The following is an 18,078-nucleotide window of genomic DNA, read 5'->3' as shown; positions in this document are numbered from 1 at the left end:
AGGGGCGGGCGGGTGACCGATTCTTACCGATGCCGAGATGCCGTGGCGAGTCTGTTTCGACCGCACCCTGTCCAGGGTCCTCTTACGGACCAGCCCTTATGACTCAGTGGTTACAGGGTCTCGCTCTGCGTGATTCCGGGGGAGGGTTTCGGGAGGACGGTGTCGATGGTTTCGGGCTCCACCCCGAGGGCGCGGAGAACGAACCGCGTGACAAGGGCGTGGGTCTCGTCCAGGTCGATCTCGCCGCTCACGAGCGGGAGGCGCTGGGAGCCGACCATCGACAGGGTGAGGCGAGCGACGGGCTCCGCGGGCAGGGGCTCGAACTCGCCGGCGGACGTCCCCTCCTCCAGGATCTCGGTCAGCAGGCGGTGCATGGGGGCGACGTGGTCGGCGAGCGCCTGGTAGGCGTCGGGGCCGAGGCTGGCGCCGAGTTCGGCGGCCGGCGGGTGCGGGTGCGCCATGATCCCCTCCAGCTGGAGGCGGACGAACGCCGACAGCCTCCGGGCGGCGGACACGCCCGAGGGGAGCTCGCGCCTGTACCGCTCCACGAACGCGCTGTTGACCTGCTCGGTGAAGGCGAGGAGCAGCGCGGGCTTGTCCGGGAAGTAGTTGTACAGGGCGGTGCGCGTGATGCCGGCGGAGTTGGCAACGTCGGTCATGGAGACGCGGTCGATCCCCTGGCTCCGGATCAGGTGGTCGACGGCCTCCATGATGCGCTCCCGTGTGCGGGCACGGTGGGCGGCGATGGTCGGCGCCGTGATCTTGGGCATCCCCCTATGGTGGCACGTCCGGGGGCCGGACCGGCATGGCCGGGAGACCGGGGCCGGCGGCGGGCGGCCCCTCAGGCGGCCGGGGCGTGGACGCGGCCCAGGTCGGCGAACACCTCGGTGTTGAGCTGGTAGGCGAGCCGGGTCTCGGCCACGAGGCGCGCGGCGGCCGCCTCGTCCAGGTCGAGGGAGTCGAGGCGCTCGCGGTACCCGGCACGGAACCGGGGAAGGCTGCCGAGCGCGTCGAAGACGTAGAAGGCGACGCCCGCCCCGTCGGACAGGCCGTAGGCCCCGGCGGCGGCGCGGCGGATGAACTGCCCGCCGGACACGTCGCCCATGTAGCGCGTGTAGTGGTGGGCGACGAACCCCTCGGGGTGGCCGGCCATCTGCTCGATCCGCGCCGCGTAGGTGCGGGTGGCCGGACCCGGCGAGATCCGCTCGCGCCAGTCGGGGCCGAGCAGGTGCTCCAGGTCGCGGACGAGCGCGGGGAGCCGTTCGAGCTCGGGGTAGTGGAACCTTCCGGCGACGGGGTCGTCCGACAGCCTCCGGCCGACCTCCTCCAGCGCGGCGTAGGCGAAGTAGTGCTGGGCGACCATCTCGGTGTAGCCGGCCAGGGGGAGGGAGCCGTCGAGGAGGGCCCGGGTGAACCCGTGGTCCTCGGCGGCCCGGTGGTCGCTCCACGTCGCGGCCTTGAGCCGTTCGGAGAACAGCTCGGGCGAGCCGGGTGCGGCCGTCGAGGGGGCCTCGGCCGTTGCGCTCATCTGCGCTGTCCGCCTTCCGTGTCGGAAACTTTATGACATCATGTCATTTAGGTGGGAGGGGCTGTCAAGACGGATATGACGGGTCGTCGTGAAAAAATCCGCCCGTGTGTCGCCCGTGCTCCCGGGCCCGCCCCGTCCCCGTCCCCGCACCCCCGCGCCGCAAGGGGTCCCGGCGTCGCGCGGTCATGTCCTGCACGTGCCCTTGCATGCGCATATGCCGGTTCTGCGTGGTTGTGGGGGCGGCGTCGCACCGGGCGCCCGGCACGCGGGACGCAGGCCCCCGGGAGGCCGCCCCGGGGGCGGTTCCGGCCGTCGGCGTCGGATGTGTCTCGTTACGCCTGCTGGTCAACAGGTCGCCGGGGCGATTATCGTTTGTGTGTCGTGTGGTCCGAACCGCCGGGAAGCACCGAGGGATCTCCTCGGCGCGCCGTGCGGGGCAGGCACCCGCGGTCCGGCAGACCAGAGGCGATGAGTGGATACCAGGAGAACAGGGCACGATCCCCGGACGGTGATCGGTGAGGGGGCGGCACAGGCCGCTCCCGCCAACGGCGCTGCCCCCCACGGCGGCGCCTCCCTGGGCGACGACGCCGTCCTCAACGACCGGGTGGAGGCCACCGTCGAATCGCTTGACGTCCTGCTTGTCGAAGACGACGCGGGCGACGCCTTCCTCGCCGAGGAACTGCTCGCCGACACAGCCCTGAACACCCGCATCACCTGGGTCTCCACCCTGGCGGACGCGCGTGAGCACCTGGAGGGCTTCCGCGGCTGCGTCCTGCTCGACCTGAACCTGCCCGACGCCCACGGCCTGGAGCTCCTCCGCGAGATCCTGGAGGGCGCGCCGGCCGCCGCCGTCGTGGTCTTCACCGGGCTCGACGACGAGCACGAGGGCGTCGCCGCGGTCGCGGCCGGAGCCCAGGACTACCTCGTCAAGGGGCAGGTCGACGGCTCCCTGCTCGGCCGCAGCCTCCGCTACTCCCTGGAGCGCCGCCGCGCCGACGAGGGCGCACGGCAGCTCCGCGAGGCGCGCATCCGCGCCCGGGAGAACATGCGCCTCGAACGCGGCCTGCTGCCCCAGGTCCTGCTCCAGCGCTCGCCGCTCAGCCACCGCGCCTACTACCGGCCCGGCCGCAAGCGCGCCCTGGTCGGCGGCGACTTCTACGACGCGGTCGAGAAGGACGGCACCACCCACGTCGTCATCGGCGACGTGAGCGGGCACGGCCCCGACGAGGCCGCCCTCGGGGTCAGCCTGCGCATCGCGTGGCGCGCCCTCATCATGGGCGGGGTCGACGAGGCCAGGGTGCTGCCCAACCTGGAGGCCATCCTGGTCAGCGAACGCGCCCAGGAGGAGATGTACGCGACGCTGTGCATGGCGAGCCTGGACACCGGCGACGACCGGGTCAGGCTCCGCGTCCTGGGACACCCGCCGCCCATGATCGTCCAGGACGGCGCGGTCGAGGAGACGCGGGTCACCCCGCAGCCCCCGTTGGGCGTCTTCCCGGTGGAGGAGACGGCCACGGACGAGGTCGTCCTGCCCGTCGGGGCGAGCGTGCTCTTCTACACCGACGGCCTCGTGGACGCCTACGACGGCGGTCCGCCCGAGCGCCTGGAGGTCGCGGGCCTGCGCCGGATGGTCACCGGAGTCCTGGGGCAGGGCGTCTCACTGGCCCGCCTGCCGGAACACCTGGTGGACGAGGCGGAACGCAGCAACGGCGGCCCGCTCCAGGACGACGTGGCGATGCTGCTCATCACCCACGGAGAGTTGGAGTGAGCCCGACCCGGGAGGGAACGGCCATGGACACCGACACGACGGAGGGACCGGGGACGGACCCCGGCCCCGGCCTGCTCGGAGGCGTCTCGATCGGCGGCGGCCAGTTCGTCAACGGGGCCGACCGGGAGCGCTCGCGCCCGGCCCACGAGTCGTGGAGCCTGCGCCGCCGGGTCACCAGCCTCCTGACGGTCGTCGCCGTCGTCCTGGTCGTGGCCGTGTCCGTCATCACGCTGGCCGCCCTCAACGCCCGCGACAACCTCGCCCTCCAGGTGGACTCCCTGACCCCGGCGGTCAGCTCCGTCGACCAGACCCACTCGTCCTACCTGAGCCAGGACCACGCCCTGCGCGGCTACATCCTCACGCAGGACCGGGACTTCCTGGAGCCCTACATCGCCTCCCAGCTGACGCTGGCGGAGAACCAGGCGGCCCTCTCCGAGCTGGCCGAGGAGAACCCGGAGGTCGAGTCCAACGTCGAGGACCTGCTCGCCGCGGGGCGGCTGTGGACCGACGAGTTCGCCGAGCCCGCGCTGGAGCAGGTGAGCAGCGGCCAGGAGATCTCCCGGGAGGACCTCCAGCGCGGCCGCATGCTGTTCCTCGACCTGTCCCGGATCGCCGACGCCACGACCCAGCAGCTCCAGAGCGAGATCGACCAGGCGCGGGAGGGGCTGACCCTGGCCACCCAGCAGGTTGTCGCCCTCCTGGTGCTGGTGGGGCTGGTCGTGGTCTTCCTGTCGGTGTTCCTGTGGGTGATGCTGCAGCAGTGGGTGCTGCGTCCCCTGGACGAACTGGCCGGGCACATGCGCCAGGTCTCGGAGGGCTACTACGCCCACCGCATCTCCCTGCACGGGCCGCCGGAGATCGTCCGGCTGGGCCGGGACGTCGACTCCATGCGCGAGCGCATCGTCCAGGACCTGGACGAGGTGGCGTCCGCGCGGCGCAAGCTCCAGGAGCAGTCCACGCTGCTGGAGCACCAGACCGAGGAGCTGCGCCGCTCCAACCTGGAGCTGGAGCAGTTCGCCTACGTCGCCTCCCACGACCTCCAGGAGCCGCTGCGCAAGGTGGCGAGCTTCTGCCAGCTGCTCCAGCGCCGCTACCAGGGGCAGCTCGACGAACGGGCCGACTCCTACATCGACTTCGCCGTCGAGGGCGCCAAGCGCATGCAGACCCTCATCAACGACCTGCTGGCGTTCTCCCGCGTCGGGCGGACCAGGAACTTCGCCTCGGTCAACCTGGACGCCGCCCTGGACGACGCCCTGAGCAGCCTGTCCACCCGCCTGGAGGAGGTGGGCGCCGAGGTCACCTGGGATCCGATGCCGACCGTGCAGGGCGACCGCACCCTGCTCACGCAGGTGTTCTTCAACCTGGTGGGCAACGCGGTCAAGTTCCGCGGCGACGAGGACCCGCGGGTCCACCTCGGCGTGGAGCGGCAGGGCGACGAGTGGGTGTTCTGCTGCGCCGACAACGGGATCGGGATCGAACCGCAGTACGCCGAGCGCATCTTCGTGATCTTCCAGCGGTTGCATACGAGGGAGAAGTACACGGGCACCGGCATCGGCCTGGCCATGTGCAAGAAGATCGTGGAGTTCCACGGGGGCAGGATCTGGCTCGACACCGGGTCCGGGACCCCTGAGGGGGCCGAAACCTCCGGCGAAGGCGACTCCGGGCAGACCGGAACCCGCATATGCTGGTCCTTGCCCGCGGATTCCGAACACGAGGACGACACGGCGGCCCCGGAGAGGGGAACCGTCGGAGGCGCTCCCGTCGATATCGGAGACGAGGGCACCGAGGACGCCGAGGCCGACACCCCCGAGGCCTCGGTGCCGACGGCCGCACGACAGCCCACGGGCGACGGCGACACCGGAGCGGAGAGCACGGACGCGGACGACATGTCCGGGGACGGGCGACCCGCCCCGCCCGCCGCCGGTGGCGGTACGGTTCCCCCCGACCACGGGGTGGGGCCCTGAGTCAGGGGTCTGGAAGTTTGAGCGAGGTCATGTTGGTGCATCCCATCGAGGTGCTGCTGGTCGAGGACGATCCAGGGGACGTCCTGATGACCAAGGAGGCGTTCGAGGAACACAAGCTGGGCAACCGCCTGCACGTGGTCTCCGACGGCGTCGAGGCCCTCCGGTTCCTCCGCCGCGAGGGGGAGTTCGCCGACGCGCCCCGTCCGCACCTGATCCTCCTCGACCTCAACCTGCCCCGCAAGGACGGCCGGGAGGTGCTGGAGGAGGTCAAGAACGACGAGGACCTCGCGCACATCCCCGTCGTGGTGCTCACCACCTCCGAGGCCGAGGAGGACGTGCTGCGGAGCTACCGCCTGCACGCCAACGCCTACGTGCCCAAGCCGGTGGACTTCGACCAGTTCATCAAGGTGGTCCGCCAGATCGACGACTTCTTCGTCACCGTGGTGCGCCTGCCCAAGGGGTGACACCGGGGGACGGAGCGGACGCGCTGGAGGGGGAGCGGGTGGCGGCACCCGTTTTTCGTTACGGTTGGGGCATGAGCTTGCCGGAACCCCGTGATCCCGCCGGTCCCTACCGTGTCAGTGTGGTGTGCCTGGGCAACATCTGCCGGTCGCCCATGGCGGAGAAGGTCCTCACCGCCGACCTCGAACGCGCCGGACTGGGAGACCTCGTCGAGGTCGACAGCTCCGGCACCGGCCACTGGCACGTGGGCGGGGAGATGGATCCGCGCGCCGCGTCCACGCTGCGCGTGCACGGCTACCTGACCCACCACACCGCCCGCCAGTTCGACCCGTCCGACCTGGCCACACGCGACCTGGTCCTGGCCATGGACCTGGACAACCTCGACGAGGTCAGGCGCTTCGTCGACGAGCACGGCGACAAGCACGGCTTCGACATGTCGCGGCTGCGGCTCTACCGGTCCTTTGCGCCCGGCGGCGGTCCCAACCCGGAGGTGCCCGACCCCTACTATGGCGGCGACGACGGTTTCACCGCCGTCCTCAACATGGTGGAGGCCGCGGCCAAGGGCCTCACGAGCGAGCTCGTCACCCGGCTGCGGGGGTAGCGCGGGTGGAGGGGGAACCGATCGTGTGTGCCTTCGGCGGGGACGACGGCGAGGGGCCCCGGGAGGGCCGCCGCCGGGACCCCGTCCACGGCACCATGGCCGAGCGCCTGGCCACCCTGCTCGGCAGGGAGGTCGGGCGCGCCGCCCGCGCGGGCAGCAGCCACGACTGGGAGATCTCCTTCGCCGAGCTCACCGACGGCACCCGCCTCTTCGTCAAGTCCCTGGTGCGGGGAGCCCCGGCCAGCGGTGTGCTCGTCGCCGAGGCGTGCGGGCTCGACTGGCTGGGGCGCGCCTTCGGTTCGCCCGCCATCGAGGTCATGGCCTGGGACGACCGCCTGCTCGTCCTCCCGTGGGTCGAGCAGTGCGAGCCCACCGCCGGCGCGGCCGAGCGCCTGGGCCGCAGGCTCGCGGGCACCCACCTCACCGGCGCCGACCGCTTCGGGGCCGACTGGCCGGGCTACGTGGGCCCCCTCCCCCTGGACAACACCCCCTCCTACGACTGGCCGCGCTTCTACGCCGAGCAGCGGCTCCGCCCCTACCTGCGCCAGGCCCTCGACCAGGGCGGGCTCACCCCCGGGGACGGCCGCACCGTGGAGAAGGTCGTGGACTCGGTCGCGGACCTGGCGGGCGACCCCGAGCCGCCCTCCCGCATCCACGGAGACCTGTGGAGCGGCAACGTGCTGTGGGGGGCCCGGGACGCGGTGCTGATCGACCCGGCGGCCCACGGGGGGCACCGGGAGGCCGACCTCGCCATGCTCGCGCTGTTCGGGCTGCCCTACCTGGAACGGGTGAGGGACGCCTACAACGAGGTGGCGCCCCTGGCCGACGGGTGGCGCTCCCGCGTCGCCCTGCACCAGCTGCACCCGCTGCTCGTGCACGTGTGCCTGTTCGGAGCCGCCTACCGGACGACGACCCTGGAGACGGCGCGGGCCGCCCTGCGGGGCGGCTGAGGGCCGGAGCCCGGGCAGCCGCGGCCCCGCGGGCACCGCCCCCGCGGACGGCGCCCGCGGGGGTGCGGCGCCCGTCAGCCCTTGACGCTGCCCGCGAGCAGGCCGCGCACGAAGTAGCGCTGAAGCAGGAAGAACACGGTCAGCGGCACGACCATCGACACGAAGGCGCCCGCGGTGAGCCGGTGCCAGGCCTCCCCGCGCGTTCCGGCCAGCTCCGCGAGCCGGACGGTCAGCGGCGCGGTCGCCGTGTCCCCGCCGGTGAAGATCAGGGCCACCAGCAGGTCGTTCCACACCCACAGGAACTGGAAGATCCCCAGCGAGACCAGGGCCGGGGTGATGAGCGGGAGCACGATCCGCAGGAAGATCCGGCCGTGGCCCGCCCCGTCCACCCTGGCCGCCTCGAACAGCGACCTCGGCAGCTGCGAGATGAAGTTGTGCAGCAGGAACACGCCCAGCGGCAGCCCGAAGACCGCGTGCGCCACCCACACGTTCGTGAACGCCATCGCCCCGGTCAGCTCCCACGCGGGCAGCACCTGGACGCCGCCGACCGCGACCCCCTGCGAGAAGAACCGCAGCATCGGCACCAGCGACATCTGCAACGGGACGATCTGGAGGGCGAAGATGCCCAGGAAGAGCCAGTCCCGGCCGCGGAAGTCGATCCACGCCAGCGCGTACGCGGCGAGCGCGGCCACGCCCAGCACGAACACCGTGGAGGGGAGGGTGATGACGAACGAGTTCACCAGGTGGCTGGCGAGCCGTCCGTCGTTCGCGGAGCCGAACAGCACGTCGCGGTAGTTGTCCAGGGTCACGTCGGGGGAGGACAGGAACGTCCACCACCCGGTCGTGCGGATCTGCTCGGCCGGGCGGAACGAGGAGATGAGCAGGCCCGCCGTGGGCACCGTCCACACCACCGCGATCACGAGCGCGGCCAGGCCCGCGGCCGAGCCGCTGAGCCTGCGGCGCACCCGGGCGGCGGCGCCGGAGGGCCGGGGCCCCCGACCGCCCCGGGGGCCGCGCCCCGCTCCGGCGCCCGTCGGGCCGCCCGGGCGCGGGGGGTTCTTCGTCGGGGTCATGAGAGCTCCCTCGCCTTGCGGGTGCGGCGGATCTGCAGCACCACCAGCGGGACGACCAGGACGAAGAGGAACACCGCGAGCGCGGACCCCTGGCCGGTCTGTCCCTGTTGGAAGGCCTGGCTGTACATCTCGTTCGCGATCACGCTGGTGCCGTAGTTGCCGCCGGTCATGGTGCGGACGATGTCGAAGACCTTCAGGGTCTGGACGGTGATGGTGACGAGCACGACCAGCACGGTCGGCCACACCGAGGGCAGGGTGATCCGGGTGAACAGCTGCCACGCGCCCGCGCCGTCGATGCGCGCGGCCTCGACCGTCTCGGAGGGGATGGCCTTGATGGCCGCGGACAGCACGACCATCGCGAACCCGGCCTGGACCCAGATCAGCACCAGGATCAGCAGGAAGGTGTTGAGGGGCTGTTCGAGCAGCCACAGCCGCGGTTCGCCGCCCAGCCACACGACGATCTGGTTGAACAGGCCGTACTGCTCCTGGTCGGCGGGCCGGTAGGCGAAGACGAACCGCCAGATGATGCTCGCGCCGACGAACGAGATCGCCATCGGCATGAACACGAGGGACTTGGCGACCGACTCGAACCGGGAGCGGTCGATGAGCACCGCGTAGAGCAGGCCGATGGCGGTGGCCAGGACGGGGGCGAACACCACCCACAGGAGGGTGTTGCGCAGGACGAGGAGGATCTCCGGGCGCTGGAACATCCACACGTAGTTGGCCAGGCCCACGAACTCCTCCCCGGAGCGGTCGTGGAAGGACAGCACGGTGGTGCGCAGTGCCGGGTAGACCAGGCCTCCGACGAGGAGGACCAGCGCCGGCGCGAGGAAGAGGAACGCCTGCCAGCGGTCGCGCCGGGTCCGGGGCACGTCCACGAGGACGAGCAGGAGCCCGATGGCGGCCAGGAAGGAGGCGATCCCGATGAGCATCCACACGATCTTGGGAAGCTCGGACAGGAACGAGTACTCCATGGAGACCCCTTGTCGGTACCAGGAGGTGTGACGGGGTCCGGCGGGACCGTGCCGGACCCCGTGCGGGGGTGGGGGAGGGGGTTACGGCCAGGCGGACTCGACGGTCTCCAGGACGTCTCCGGTGGAGCTGCCGGTGATCCAGTCGATGATGCCGGTCCAGAACACGTTGGTACCGACGGACGAGGGCATCGCGTCGCTGGCGTCGAAGTGGAAGACGGTGTCGGGGTCGTTGAGGACCTCGGCGGTGAACTGGTCCGTGGGGTCGGCCAGGTTGGCCGGGTCCAGGTCCTGGTGGGCGGAGACCCACGAGCCCAGGGAGGCGCGGCTGTTCGCGAAGTCGCCGGAGGACAGGTACTCGTGCATGGCCACGACCTCGGGCCGGTCGTCGAAGGCCACGACGAACTCGCCGCCGCCCATGATGGGCACCTCCGTGCCCGCCTCCATGGGGGGCAGGACGAACCCGTAGACGTCGCCGTCCTCGCCGACCTCGACGTCGTCCTCGAACTGGGCGCCGTAGAACGAGCCCATCAGGTACATGGCGCAGCCGCCGTCGAGCAGCGGGAGCCCGGCCTCCTGGAAGGACGTGACGGCGATGCTGTCCACGCCGCCGAAGGTGCCGTTGACGTAGTCCTCGTTGCGGATGATCCCGTCGGCCAGGTCGAAGGCCTCCTCGACCTCGGGCGCGTCGAAGGGGATGTCGTGGGCGATCCACTCGTGGTAGGCGTCGGTGCCCGAGGTGCGCAGGAGCGCGTTCTCGATCCAGTCGGTGCCGGGCCAGCCGGTGGCGTCGCCGGACTCGAAGCCCACGCACCACGGCTTGGTGCCGGACTCGGCGATGGTGTCGCTGAGTTCGAGCATCTCGTCCCACGTCTGGGGGATCTCGTGGCCGTTGTCGGCGAAGTACGTCGGCGAGTACCAGACCATCGACTTCATGTTGGCGCCCAGGGGGGAGCCGTAGAGGTCGCCGTCGACGGTGGCGTAGCCCTGCCAGTCCTCGCTCCAGCCGGCCTCGACGTTCTCGCGGACACCGTCGGAGACCGGGACGGCGTGGCCGTCGGCGGCGGCTCGCTGGAGCAGGCCGGGCTGGGGGATGAAGGCCAGGTCGGGGGCGTTGCCGCCGTCGAGGCGGATGGGCAGCTGGGCCTCGAACTCCCCGCTTCCCTCGTACTGGACGGTGATCCCGGTGCAGGCGGCGAACTCGGCCCAGGACTCCTCCAGGAGGTCGCCCTCCATGTCGCGGATGGAGGCGTAGACGTCGACGGTGCCCCCGGTGTCGGCCCACTGCTCGTAGGGGGAGCAGTCGAGGTCGGAGGTGTCGACGGTCCCGCCGCCGCCCTCGCCGCTGAGGAATCCGCACCCGGAGGCGACGAGGAGGACGGTTCCGGCCGCGGCCGCCGCGGCCAGGTGGCGGCGGACCCTGGGGTCTGGTCTCGGCATGGGGGTGGTTCTCCCTCGGTCATCTGACGGGGGCGCCGCCGGTCCGGCGCCGCCCCCGGGGGGTCGTGTGACCCATGGCATACCTGGAAGAGATGCAAGCCCCCTTCTCTGCAAATGTCTACATATTTTGCAAAACCTTTCGTAACAATGGCGAAACATGCTGTTCGGAGGGGGCACGCCGGTTTCCCGCCGGGCGAGGCCCTAGATTGGGGACATGGCTGACGCACCCCATGGACCGGACCGGGGAACGCCGGGGAACGGCGCCCCAGGGCACGACGGGCCCGAGCTGCACGTCGCCCTCATCGGCTACGGCAAGGGCGGGGAGGTCTTCCACGCGCCCCTCGTCGACGCGGTCCCGGGGCTGCGGCTGTCCGCCGTCGTCACCGGCGACCCGGGCCGCCGGAGCGCGGTCGAGGCGCGGTACCCGGGGGTCACCGTCTACTCCGCCGTCGCCGACCTGTGGGCCGACGCCGACCGGTACGAGATCGCCGTCGTCACCACGCCCAACGACACCCACGCGCCCCTCGCCCGTGCGGCGCTGGAGGCCGGGATGGCCGTCGTGGTCGACAAGCCCTTCGCGCTCACCGCGCGGCAGGCGCGTGAGCTCACCGACCTGGCGGACAAGCTCGACCGGGTGCTCACCGTCTACCAGAACCGCCGGTGGGACGCCGACTTCCTCACCCTGTGGAACCTGATCGAGGACGGCGCCCTGGGCCGCGTGCACCGGTTCGAGTCGCGGTTCGAGCGCTGGCGGCCCCGGCCGAAGGGGACCTGGCGGGAGGCCGGCGGGGTGGAGGCCGGTGCGGGCCTGCTCTACGACCTGGGGCCGCACCTCATCGACCAGGCGGTCAACCTGTTCGGCCCGGTCGGTTCCGTCTACGCCGAGGTCGACGCCCTCCGCGAGGGGGTCGGCGCCGACGACGACGTGTTCCTCGCGCTCGAACACGTCCGGGGCACGCGCTCCCACCTGTGGATGGGCGCGCTCACCGGCCAGGGCGGACCGCGCTTCCGGGTGCTGGGCGACCACGGGGCCTTCACCAGCCACGGCATGGACGGGCAGGAGGCCAGGCTGGCGGCGGGCGAGCGGCCCGACGCCCCCGACTGGGGCGTGGTCCCCGAGGAGCGGTGGGGCGTGCTCGGGGTGGACGGGGACACCCGCCGCGTGCCGTCGGCGCGCGGGGCCTACCCGGAGTTCTACGCGGGCGTGCGCGACGCGGTCGGCGAAGGGGAGCCCCTGCCGGTGGACCTGCACGAGGTCGTCCACGGCCTGGAGGTCATCGAGGCGGCGAGGCGCAGCGCCCGCACCCGCGCGGTCGTCGCCCTCTAGGGCGGGCGCGGGCGGGCTCCGGGGGGACGGGAGCCGGCGGAGAGGGGGAGGGGCTGCGCCCCCGCCCCGGGAGGTGCGGACGGCGGACCGGGTCCCCGGCGGCGTCCCGGGCCTGCGGCGCCTCCCCGTGGCCCTATGTTGGGGGGAGGTTGCCCCAGGGTTTCGTCCCGAAGACCGAAGGAGACGTGTCGTGGCCCAGGTCCTCGTGGTCGCAGACGACCTCACCGGCGCGAACGCCACCGGTGCCAGGTTCGCCCGGACCGGGATGCGCGTGGCCACGGTGACCCCGGAGCACGTGAGCCAGGTGGCCGGGGACTACGACGTGGTCGTGGCCAACCTCGACAGCCGGCACGTCCCCGCCGACCAGGCCGCCGACCTGGTCACCGACGTGGTCGAAGCCGTGTGGCCGGTGGGTCTGGTGGTCAAGCGCACCGATTCCACGCTGCGCGGCAACATCGGCGCCGAACTGGAGGCCGCCTACGACGCGGTCCGCGAGCGGGTGCCCGCGGGGACGCGGGTGCGGGTGCTGTTCAGCCCCGCGTTCCCGGCGTCCGGCCGGATCACCGAGGACGGCCTGCAACTGCTCCACGGGCTGCCGCTGGAACGCACGGAGCTGGCGGTGGACCCCCTCTTCCCCATGACGACCAGCGTGGTCGCGGACATCCTCGCCGCCCAGTGCGACCTCCCCGTGCGGCACGTCCCGGTCCGACAGGTCACCCACGCGATGCTGACCTCGGAGCTCCTGGCCGGTGACGAGCCCGTCGTGGTCTGCGACGCGAGCACCGAGCAGCACCTCACCGACATCGCGGAGGCCGCCGCCGAGGCCCACCAGCGGGACGGGGTCGTGTGGGTGTCCGTCGACCCCGGGCCGACGGGCGCGCTGCTGGCGTACGCGCTGCGGCTGCGCGGCCAGGCGGGGTCGCGCGGACCGCTGCTCGGCGTGGTCGGCAGCACCACCGACCTGACCCGGCGGCAGCTGGCCACGGTGGCGCGCACGGGAGCGGTGCGCTTCGTGGACGTGGACGCGGTGGCCCTCGCCGACCCGGGGAGCGGGCACGGGGACGAGGTCGCCGCGGAGCTGACCGACCAGCTGACGTCCTCGGGGTTCCCGGAGCTGTGCGTGCTGAGGCTGGTCACCCCGGCCGAGCGGGTGCGGGGGATGCCCGCCCAGGCTCGGGCCGAACTGCCCGGCCGGATCGCCCGCCTGGTGGCCGACGTCGTCAACGACGTGGCCGACACCACGGGCGCCCACGCCCTGCCCAGCGGCCTCTACCTGACCGGGGGGGACCTCGTCGCGAGCCTGCTGGACGAGCTGGACGTGCACGCCTTCGACGTCGGCGGCGAGGTCGTGCCCCTGGCGGTGCACGGGCACCTCAGCGGAGGACCGCTGGACGGGACCCCGACCGTGGCCAAGGGCGGCCTGGTGGGGGACGACATCACCCTCGTCGAGTGCCTGGCCAAGCTGCGGCGGGCCGTGCAGACGCGGCTGCACCAGGTGCACTCGGAGGTCTCGGAGCACGTGGTCCCGACCCTGTCCCGCGACCTCTGACCCGCCCGCCGGGGCTTTCGCTTCCTTCGACGACGGTTCCCGGCGTCCTCGCCCTGCTGGAGCGGGCGGGGGCTCCCCGGTTCGCCGCGGAGGCACGTCGGCACCTCCGGTGACGTGCAGAGGGGGTCGGGCCCGGTGCCGGGGCGCCGTGCCTCAGGCGGCGAGCTCCGCCCGCAGGGCTTTCGTTTTTTTCGATTACGGGTAGTGTGGTCGTATGACGAGCACACTGCGCGAGCGGACGCTCCTTCCGCCGAACGACCGCTCCGAACTGGTGCGGTTCGCCAGGGGACTGGCGGAACCGGGGACTGCCTCCCGTGCGCGCCTGGTCGGGCCCGACCGCTCCGAGCTGGAGATCCCGGACGAGCTCTACGGAGTCCTGCGCGATGTCGTGTCGGCTCTGTCCCAGGGCCTCGCGATCTCCATCGCCCCCCACAACACGATGCTGACCACGCAGGAGGCCGCCGAACTGCTCGGCGTCTCGCGGCCGACCCTCGTGCGCCTGCTCGAGGACGGGGAGATCCCCCACAGCATGAGGGGGCGCCACCGCCGGGTCCTGCTCCGCGACGTGCTGGAGTACCAGGAGGCCACCCGGAGGGAACGCGAACGGGTCCTGGACGAGATGGCGGCGGACGCCGAGGAGGCCGGGCTCTACGATGTGACCCCGACCCCCCAGAACACCAGGTGAGAACGGTCAGCCATGGCCTTTCCCGCCTTCGTCGACACCTGTGTGCTCTATCCGGCCTACCTCTGCGACACCCTTCTCCGGCTCGCCGTGGCCGGGGCCTACCGCCCCCTGTGGTCGGCCGACGTCCTCGAGGAGCTCGGCCGGAACCTGGTTCTGCGCGGTATCGCTCCGGAGAGGGTGGACCGCAGGATCGACCAGATGAACCGCGCCTTTCCCGACGCGGTGGTGCGCGGCTACGAGGCGCTCGTCGCCGGTATGGAGAACGACCCGAAGGACAGGCACGTCCTCGCCGCCGCGGTCCGTGCCAACGCCGAGGCCGTCGTCACCTTCAACCTCCGGGACTTCCCCGAACCCGCGCTGAAGCCGTACGACCTGGTCGCCCTGCACCCCGACGAGTTCCTGCTCGACCAGCTCGACCTCCATCCGGGCCTGACGCTCGACGTACTGGAGGCGCAGGCCGCCTCCTACCGGAGGGAGCCGACGACGGTTCCCGGCGTCCTCGCCCTGCTGGAGCGGGCGGGGGCTCCCCGGTTCGCCGCGGAGGCACGTCGGCACCTCCGGTGACGTGCAGAGGGGGTCCGGCCCGGTCCCGGGGCGCCGTGCCTCAGGCGGCGAGCTCCGCCCGCAGGTGGTCGACGGCGAGCTTCTCCAGCAGGTCGGACAGGACGCGCGGGTTCTCCAGCGGGCCCATGTGGCCGGTGCCGGGGACCTCCCGCACCTCCTCGCAGTTCGGGAGCAGACCGGCGATGTGGTGCGCGTGCCACGGAGGGGTCAGCTTGTCCTGCGTGCCCACCACCACGACGGTGGGCGCCGAGATCCGCCGCGCCGTGTCGTCCAGCTCCAGCCCGCTCATCACCCCGCCCCACCGGCCGCGCGGCACGCCGCCGCACGCGTGCACCAGCCTCGCGCACAGCCTCACCGTGCGCGGGTCCGCCTCCTTGCCCATCACCAGGAACTTCAGCGCCCGCGCGCTCACCGCGTTGGCCGGGCCCAGGGGGAGCGGAGCCTGGAGGAACGCCCTCGCGCCCAGCGCGCCCAGCGGGCCGGGCAGCGGGATGGCGGTGGAGCGCTTCGGCAGCTGGGTGCACCCGGTGTTGGTGAGCAGCACGGCCCCCGCCCTGTCCCGGAACACCCTGCGGTCCCCGGCGGCCATGATCGTCATCCCGCCCATGCTGTGCCCGGCGACCACGGCCCGGCGCCCCTCGGGGACGGTCGCCTCCAGCACGGCGCACAGGTCGTCGGCCAGTTTGTCCGTGCTGTACCCGGCCCGGGTCAGGGGCGTCTGCGAGCGGCCGTGTCCGCGCTGGTCGTAGAGCACCACGCGCAGGTTCGGGTCCAGCTCGCGCACCACCGGCCCCCACGAGGCCAGCGACGTCGCCCAGCAGTGGGCGAGGACCAGGGTCGGCCCGTCCTCGGGGCCGCGGACCTCGGCGTGCAGCAGCGTGCCGTCGGCGGAGCGGACCTGGAGTTCGCGGGCGCGGCCCACGTGTCGGATGGCCATCGGGGTTGCCTCTCGCTCTGGGGGTGCTCAGGGGTGCCGCCCCGGGGCGGGGACGAGACGGCGGTCGCGCCGCGGGGGTGTCCCCCCGGGTCGGCGCGTGGCCCGGGGGGACGTTCGGGGGGTCAGGCGTCGAGCTCGTCGACGTCGATCCGGGGGACCGCGAAGGGAGGGGAGCCCGCCCCGTTGACCGGGTGGCCTCCCCACAGGTTGGGTTCGCCCAGGGCGCCGGTGCCCTCGAACCCGTCCGGCGTGCGGACCACGACGGTGCGCGCGCCCTCCCGGAAGGCCGAGGTCACCTCGGGGCTCGCGGACAGGCGGCCCCGCCACCGGTAGTCGCCGGTCAGGGGCGAGAAGTTGCCCGCGAGGTGGGCGTCCACCTCGACGGCGGCGCCGTCCTCCCCGTCGGACGGACCGGGCAGCACGACCGTGACCGTGCCCCGGTACTCCTCCTCGTCATCACCGAACCCGCTCATCGGCCCTCCTTCTCCCTCTCCTTCTCGTTCCGCCGACCGCCGGCCCCCGGGCCGCGACGGCGGGGCGGCGGGCGCCGCGCGTGCGAGCGCGGTCCACCCGCAGGTCGTAGTTGTGCGGGTCGAACCAGCGGGTGCGCAGCGCGAAGTCCCACGTGAAGGTGGGCCACAGCGTCGTGTTGCGCCCCTCCTCGTTCAGGTACCAGCTGTCGCAGCCGCCGGACACCCACACGGTGCCCTCCATGGACTCGTCCACCATGTCGTTGTAGGCCCTCTCCGCCTCCGGGCGCGCGTCCAACCGGTCGAGCCCGTGCTTGCAGAGGTACTTGAGCGCCTCCATCGTGTACCGGATCTGCGCCTCGATCATGAACACCTGGGAGGTGTGCCCCAGCCCGGTGTTCGGCCCGGCCAGCACGAAGGCGTTGGGGAAGCCGGCGACCGTGGTGCCCCGGAACGCCCGCACGTCGGAGCCCCAGTGCTCGGCCAGGGAGCGGCCCTCCGCGTCGAGGATGCGCTGGGCGATCGGCGGGTCGGTGACGTGGAAGCCGGTGCCGAGGATGACGGTGTCGACCTCGTGCTCGGTCTCGCGGCCCGACGCGTCCCGGGTGACGACCGCGTGGGGGCGGATCTCCGTGATGCCGTCGGTCACCACGTCGACGTTGGGCCTGGCCAGCGCCGGGTAGTAGTCGTTGGACATCAGGATGCGCTTGCAGCCCGCCCGGAAGTCCGGGGTGAGCTTGGCCCGCAGCACGGGGTCCTTGACGCTGCGGGCGATGTTGGCCCTGCCGAGCCGCTCCACGACGGTGAGCAGCCTCGGGTTCTTGGCGAAGCCGAGGATGTAGGTCTCCCGACCCCAGTAGATGCTCTTGCGCGCGATCTGCTGAGTGACCGGGAAGGTCCGGTACAGCCAGCTCTCGACCCTGGTGATGTCGCGGTCGTGGCGGAACATCACCCACGGGGCGGTCCGCTGGAACAGCGTCAGGGCGCCGACCTCCGGCTGGATCCGGGGGACGAACTGGATGGCCGACGCCCCGGTGCCGATCACCGCGACCCTCCGGCCGGCGAGGTCGTGGCCGTGGTCCCACTCCGCGGAGTGGAACAGCTTGCCCTCGAACGAGTCCAGGCCCTTGACGTCGGGGTAGGACGGGTCGGCGAGGGGGCCGGCCCCGCTCACCAGGAACTGGGCGGTCACCGTGCCGCCGTCGGTCGTGATCCGCCAGCGGTTGCCGTCGGGCTCCCACCGCGCGGAGCGCACGTCGCTGCCGTAGCGCACGTGCCGGTCCACGCCGTACTCCCCGGCCACCCGCTTCATGTACTCCCAGATCTCGGACTGGGGGGAGAACGTGCGGCTCCAGTGCGGGTTGGGCGCGAACGAGAACGAGTACAGGTGGGAGGGGACGTCGCAGGCGGCGCCCGGGTAGTCGTTGTCGCGCCAGGTGCCGCCGACGTCGTCGGCGCGCTCCAGGACCACGAAGTCGTCCAGACCGGCCTGCTTGAGCCGGACGGCCATGCCGAGGCCGGCGAATCCCGACCCGATGACGGCCACCCGGAAGTGCGGGGGTGCTTCGGTCACGTTCTGGTCCCTTCGTGCGAACCGGCCCGGGGTGGTGCCTCCCGAGGCGGGGGTGTGGCCCCCGGGGACGTGGCGCGTACGCCCCCGGGGGAGTCGCCGCCCGGAGGCGAGGCGCGTTCGCCTCCGGGAGGTGCGGCTCCCGGGGGCGTGGCGCGTTTCGCCCCCGGGAGGTCGGGGCCGCCGCCGGAAGACGTGGCGCGGGGGGTGGTTACGGGG

At 72.5% G+C, this 18,078-nt stretch carries 17 protein-coding genes; 9 read left to right on the top strand and 8 right to left on the bottom strand.

Features of this window, described 5'->3' with window-relative positions:
* Positions 1–110 precede the first annotated feature (110 nt).
* Positions 111–770, bottom strand: a complete 660-nt coding sequence (locus tag ACWGL3_RS16545) for a TetR/AcrR family transcriptional regulator (RefSeq protein ID WP_267946232.1) — start codon at positions 768–770, stop codon at positions 111–113.
* 71 nt (positions 771–841) lie between these two features.
* Positions 842–1,528 (bottom strand): biliverdin-producing heme oxygenase, encoded by a 687-nt coding sequence (locus ACWGL3_RS16540; protein ID WP_267946231.1) that lies wholly within the window; start codon positions 1,526–1,528, stop codon positions 842–844.
* A gap of 508 nt (positions 1,529–2,036) precedes the next feature.
* On the opposite strand from ACWGL3_RS16540, the gene ACWGL3_RS16535 reads away from it, so the two are divergent.
* The 5 genes from ACWGL3_RS16535 (at position 2,037) to ACWGL3_RS16515 (ending at position 7,273) form a co-directional block, all read left to right on the top strand.
* Positions 2,037–3,296, top strand: coding sequence for a PP2C family protein-serine/threonine phosphatase (locus ACWGL3_RS16535; protein WP_267946230.1), 1,260 nt, complete (start codon positions 2,037–2,039; stop codon positions 3,294–3,296).
* Positions 3,297–3,319: 23 nt separating this feature from the next.
* Entirely contained in the window at positions 3,320–5,260 is a 1,941-nt protein-coding gene (locus ACWGL3_RS16530) for an ATP-binding protein (protein WP_267946229.1), read from the top strand.
* 29 nt (positions 5,261–5,289) lie between these two features.
* Entirely contained in the window at positions 5,290–5,724 is a 435-nt protein-coding gene (locus tag ACWGL3_RS16525; RefSeq protein ID WP_267946228.1) for a response regulator, read from the top strand.
* 71 nt (positions 5,725–5,795) lie between these two features.
* Positions 5,796–6,323, top strand: coding sequence for a low molecular weight protein-tyrosine-phosphatase (locus ACWGL3_RS16520; protein ID WP_267946227.1), 528 nt, complete (start codon positions 5,796–5,798; stop codon positions 6,321–6,323).
* A 5-nt stretch (positions 6,324–6,328) separates the two neighbouring features.
* Positions 6,329–7,273 carry a fructosamine kinase family protein gene (locus tag ACWGL3_RS16515; protein WP_267946226.1) on the top strand — a complete coding sequence of 315 codons (945 nt, stop codon included), beginning with the start codon at positions 6,329–6,331 and terminating at the stop codon, positions 7,271–7,273.
* A 74-nt stretch (positions 7,274–7,347) separates the two neighbouring features.
* Here the strand turns inward: ACWGL3_RS16515 and ACWGL3_RS16510 are convergent, their stop codons facing one another.
* From ACWGL3_RS16510 to ACWGL3_RS16500, 3 genes are all read right to left on the bottom strand, one after another.
* Positions 7,348–8,346 (bottom strand): carbohydrate ABC transporter permease, encoded by a 999-nt coding sequence (locus ACWGL3_RS16510; RefSeq protein ID WP_267946225.1) that lies wholly within the window; start codon positions 8,344–8,346, stop codon positions 7,348–7,350.
* Positions 8,343–9,320 carry a carbohydrate ABC transporter permease gene (locus tag ACWGL3_RS16505; RefSeq protein WP_267946224.1) on the bottom strand — a complete coding sequence of 326 codons (978 nt, stop codon included), beginning with the start codon at positions 9,318–9,320 and terminating at the stop codon, positions 8,343–8,345. Before ACWGL3_RS16505 ends, ACWGL3_RS16510 begins: the two co-directional genes overlap by 4 nt.
* Before the next feature lie 81 nt (positions 9,321–9,401).
* On the bottom strand, positions 9,402–10,757 hold the full coding sequence (locus ACWGL3_RS16500) for an ABC transporter substrate-binding protein (protein ID WP_267946223.1): 1,356 nt from the start codon (positions 10,755–10,757) through the stop codon (positions 9,402–9,404).
* 214 nt (positions 10,758–10,971) lie between these two features.
* On the opposite strand from ACWGL3_RS16500, the gene ACWGL3_RS16495 reads away from it, so the two are divergent.
* The 4 genes from ACWGL3_RS16495 to ACWGL3_RS16480 all read left to right on the top strand — a co-directional run bounded on the left by ACWGL3_RS16495 (position 10,972) and on the right by ACWGL3_RS16480 (position 14,882).
* Positions 10,972–12,084 carry a Gfo/Idh/MocA family oxidoreductase gene (locus ACWGL3_RS16495; protein ID WP_433698177.1) on the top strand — a complete coding sequence of 371 codons (1,113 nt, stop codon included), beginning with the start codon at positions 10,972–10,974 and terminating at the stop codon, positions 12,082–12,084.
* Between the two features lie 190 nt (positions 12,085–12,274).
* Positions 12,275–13,633, top strand: coding sequence for a four-carbon acid sugar kinase family protein (locus ACWGL3_RS16490; protein WP_267946221.1), 1,359 nt, complete (start codon positions 12,275–12,277; stop codon positions 13,631–13,633).
* Between the two features lie 214 nt (positions 13,634–13,847).
* On the top strand, positions 13,848–14,318 hold the full coding sequence (locus ACWGL3_RS16485) for a helix-turn-helix domain-containing protein (protein WP_344178262.1): 471 nt from the start codon (positions 13,848–13,850) through the stop codon (positions 14,316–14,318).
* Between the two features lie 12 nt (positions 14,319–14,330).
* The gene (locus ACWGL3_RS16480; RefSeq protein ID WP_452461492.1) at positions 14,331–14,882 is read left to right on the top strand and encodes a PIN domain-containing protein; all 552 of its coding nucleotides are present in this window, start codon (positions 14,331–14,333) and stop codon (positions 14,880–14,882) included.
* Positions 14,883–14,922: 40 nt separating this feature from the next.
* Here ACWGL3_RS16480 and ACWGL3_RS16475 read toward each other — a convergent pair whose 3' ends face one another.
* The 3 genes from ACWGL3_RS16475 to ACWGL3_RS16465 all read right to left on the bottom strand — a co-directional run bounded on the left by ACWGL3_RS16475 (position 14,923) and on the right by ACWGL3_RS16465 (position 17,862).
* On the bottom strand, positions 14,923–15,819 hold the full coding sequence (locus tag ACWGL3_RS16475; protein ID WP_267946220.1) for an alpha/beta fold hydrolase: 897 nt from the start codon (positions 15,817–15,819) through the stop codon (positions 14,923–14,925).
* A gap of 122 nt (positions 15,820–15,941) precedes the next feature.
* Positions 15,942–16,292: a DUF4873 domain-containing protein gene (locus ACWGL3_RS16470; protein WP_267946219.1), complete on the bottom strand. Its 351-nt coding sequence runs from the start codon at positions 16,290–16,292 to the stop codon at positions 15,942–15,944.
* Entirely contained in the window at positions 16,276–17,862 is a 1,587-nt protein-coding gene (locus tag ACWGL3_RS16465; RefSeq protein WP_452461491.1) for a flavin-containing monooxygenase, read from the bottom strand. Before ACWGL3_RS16465 ends, ACWGL3_RS16470 begins: the two co-directional genes overlap by 17 nt.
* Positions 17,863–18,078: the final 216 nt, after the last annotated feature.

This window comes from Nocardiopsis sp. NPDC055824, assembly GCF_053616335.1.
This window is presented reverse-complemented; position numbering and strand designations above follow the sequence as displayed.

Bases quoted from the DNA above. Each gene is read 5' to 3' on its own strand.
- ACWGL3_RS16545 (WP_267946232.1), bottom strand. From the start codon at position 770: ATGCCCAAGATCACGGCGCCGACCATCGCCGCCCACCGTGCCCGCACA.
- ACWGL3_RS16540 (WP_267946231.1), bottom strand. From the start codon at position 1,528: ATGAGCGCAACGGCCGAGGCCCCCTCGACGGCCGCACCCGGCTCGCCC.
- ACWGL3_RS16530 (WP_267946229.1), top strand. From the start codon at position 3,320: ATGGACACCGACACGACGGAGGGACCGGGGACGGACCCCGGCCCCGGC.
- ACWGL3_RS16525 (WP_267946228.1), top strand. From the start codon at position 5,290: ATGTTGGTGCATCCCATCGAGGTGCTGCTGGTCGAGGACGATCCAGGG.
- ACWGL3_RS16520 (WP_267946227.1), top strand. From the start codon at position 5,796: ATGAGCTTGCCGGAACCCCGTGATCCCGCCGGTCCCTACCGTGTCAGT.
- ACWGL3_RS16510 (WP_267946225.1), bottom strand. From the start codon at position 8,346: ATGACCCCGACGAAGAACCCCCCGCGCCCGGGCGGCCCGACGGGCGCC.
- ACWGL3_RS16505 (WP_267946224.1), bottom strand. From the start codon at position 9,320: ATGGAGTACTCGTTCCTGTCCGAGCTTCCCAAGATCGTGTGGATGCTC.
- ACWGL3_RS16500 (WP_267946223.1), bottom strand. From the start codon at position 10,757: ATGCCGAGACCAGACCCCAGGGTCCGCCGCCACCTGGCCGCGGCGGCC.
- ACWGL3_RS16495 (WP_433698177.1), top strand. From the start codon at position 10,972: ATGGCTGACGCACCCCATGGACCGGACCGGGGAACGCCGGGGAACGGC.
- ACWGL3_RS16485 (WP_344178262.1), top strand. From the start codon at position 13,848: ATGACGAGCACACTGCGCGAGCGGACGCTCCTTCCGCCGAACGACCGC.
- ACWGL3_RS16480 (WP_452461492.1), top strand. From the start codon at position 14,331: ATGGCCTTTCCCGCCTTCGTCGACACCTGTGTGCTCTATCCGGCCTAC.
- ACWGL3_RS16475 (WP_267946220.1), bottom strand. From the start codon at position 15,819: ATGGCCATCCGACACGTGGGCCGCGCCCGCGAACTCCAGGTCCGCTCC.
- ACWGL3_RS16470 (WP_267946219.1), bottom strand. From the start codon at position 16,292: ATGAGCGGGTTCGGTGATGACGAGGAGGAGTACCGGGGCACGGTCACG.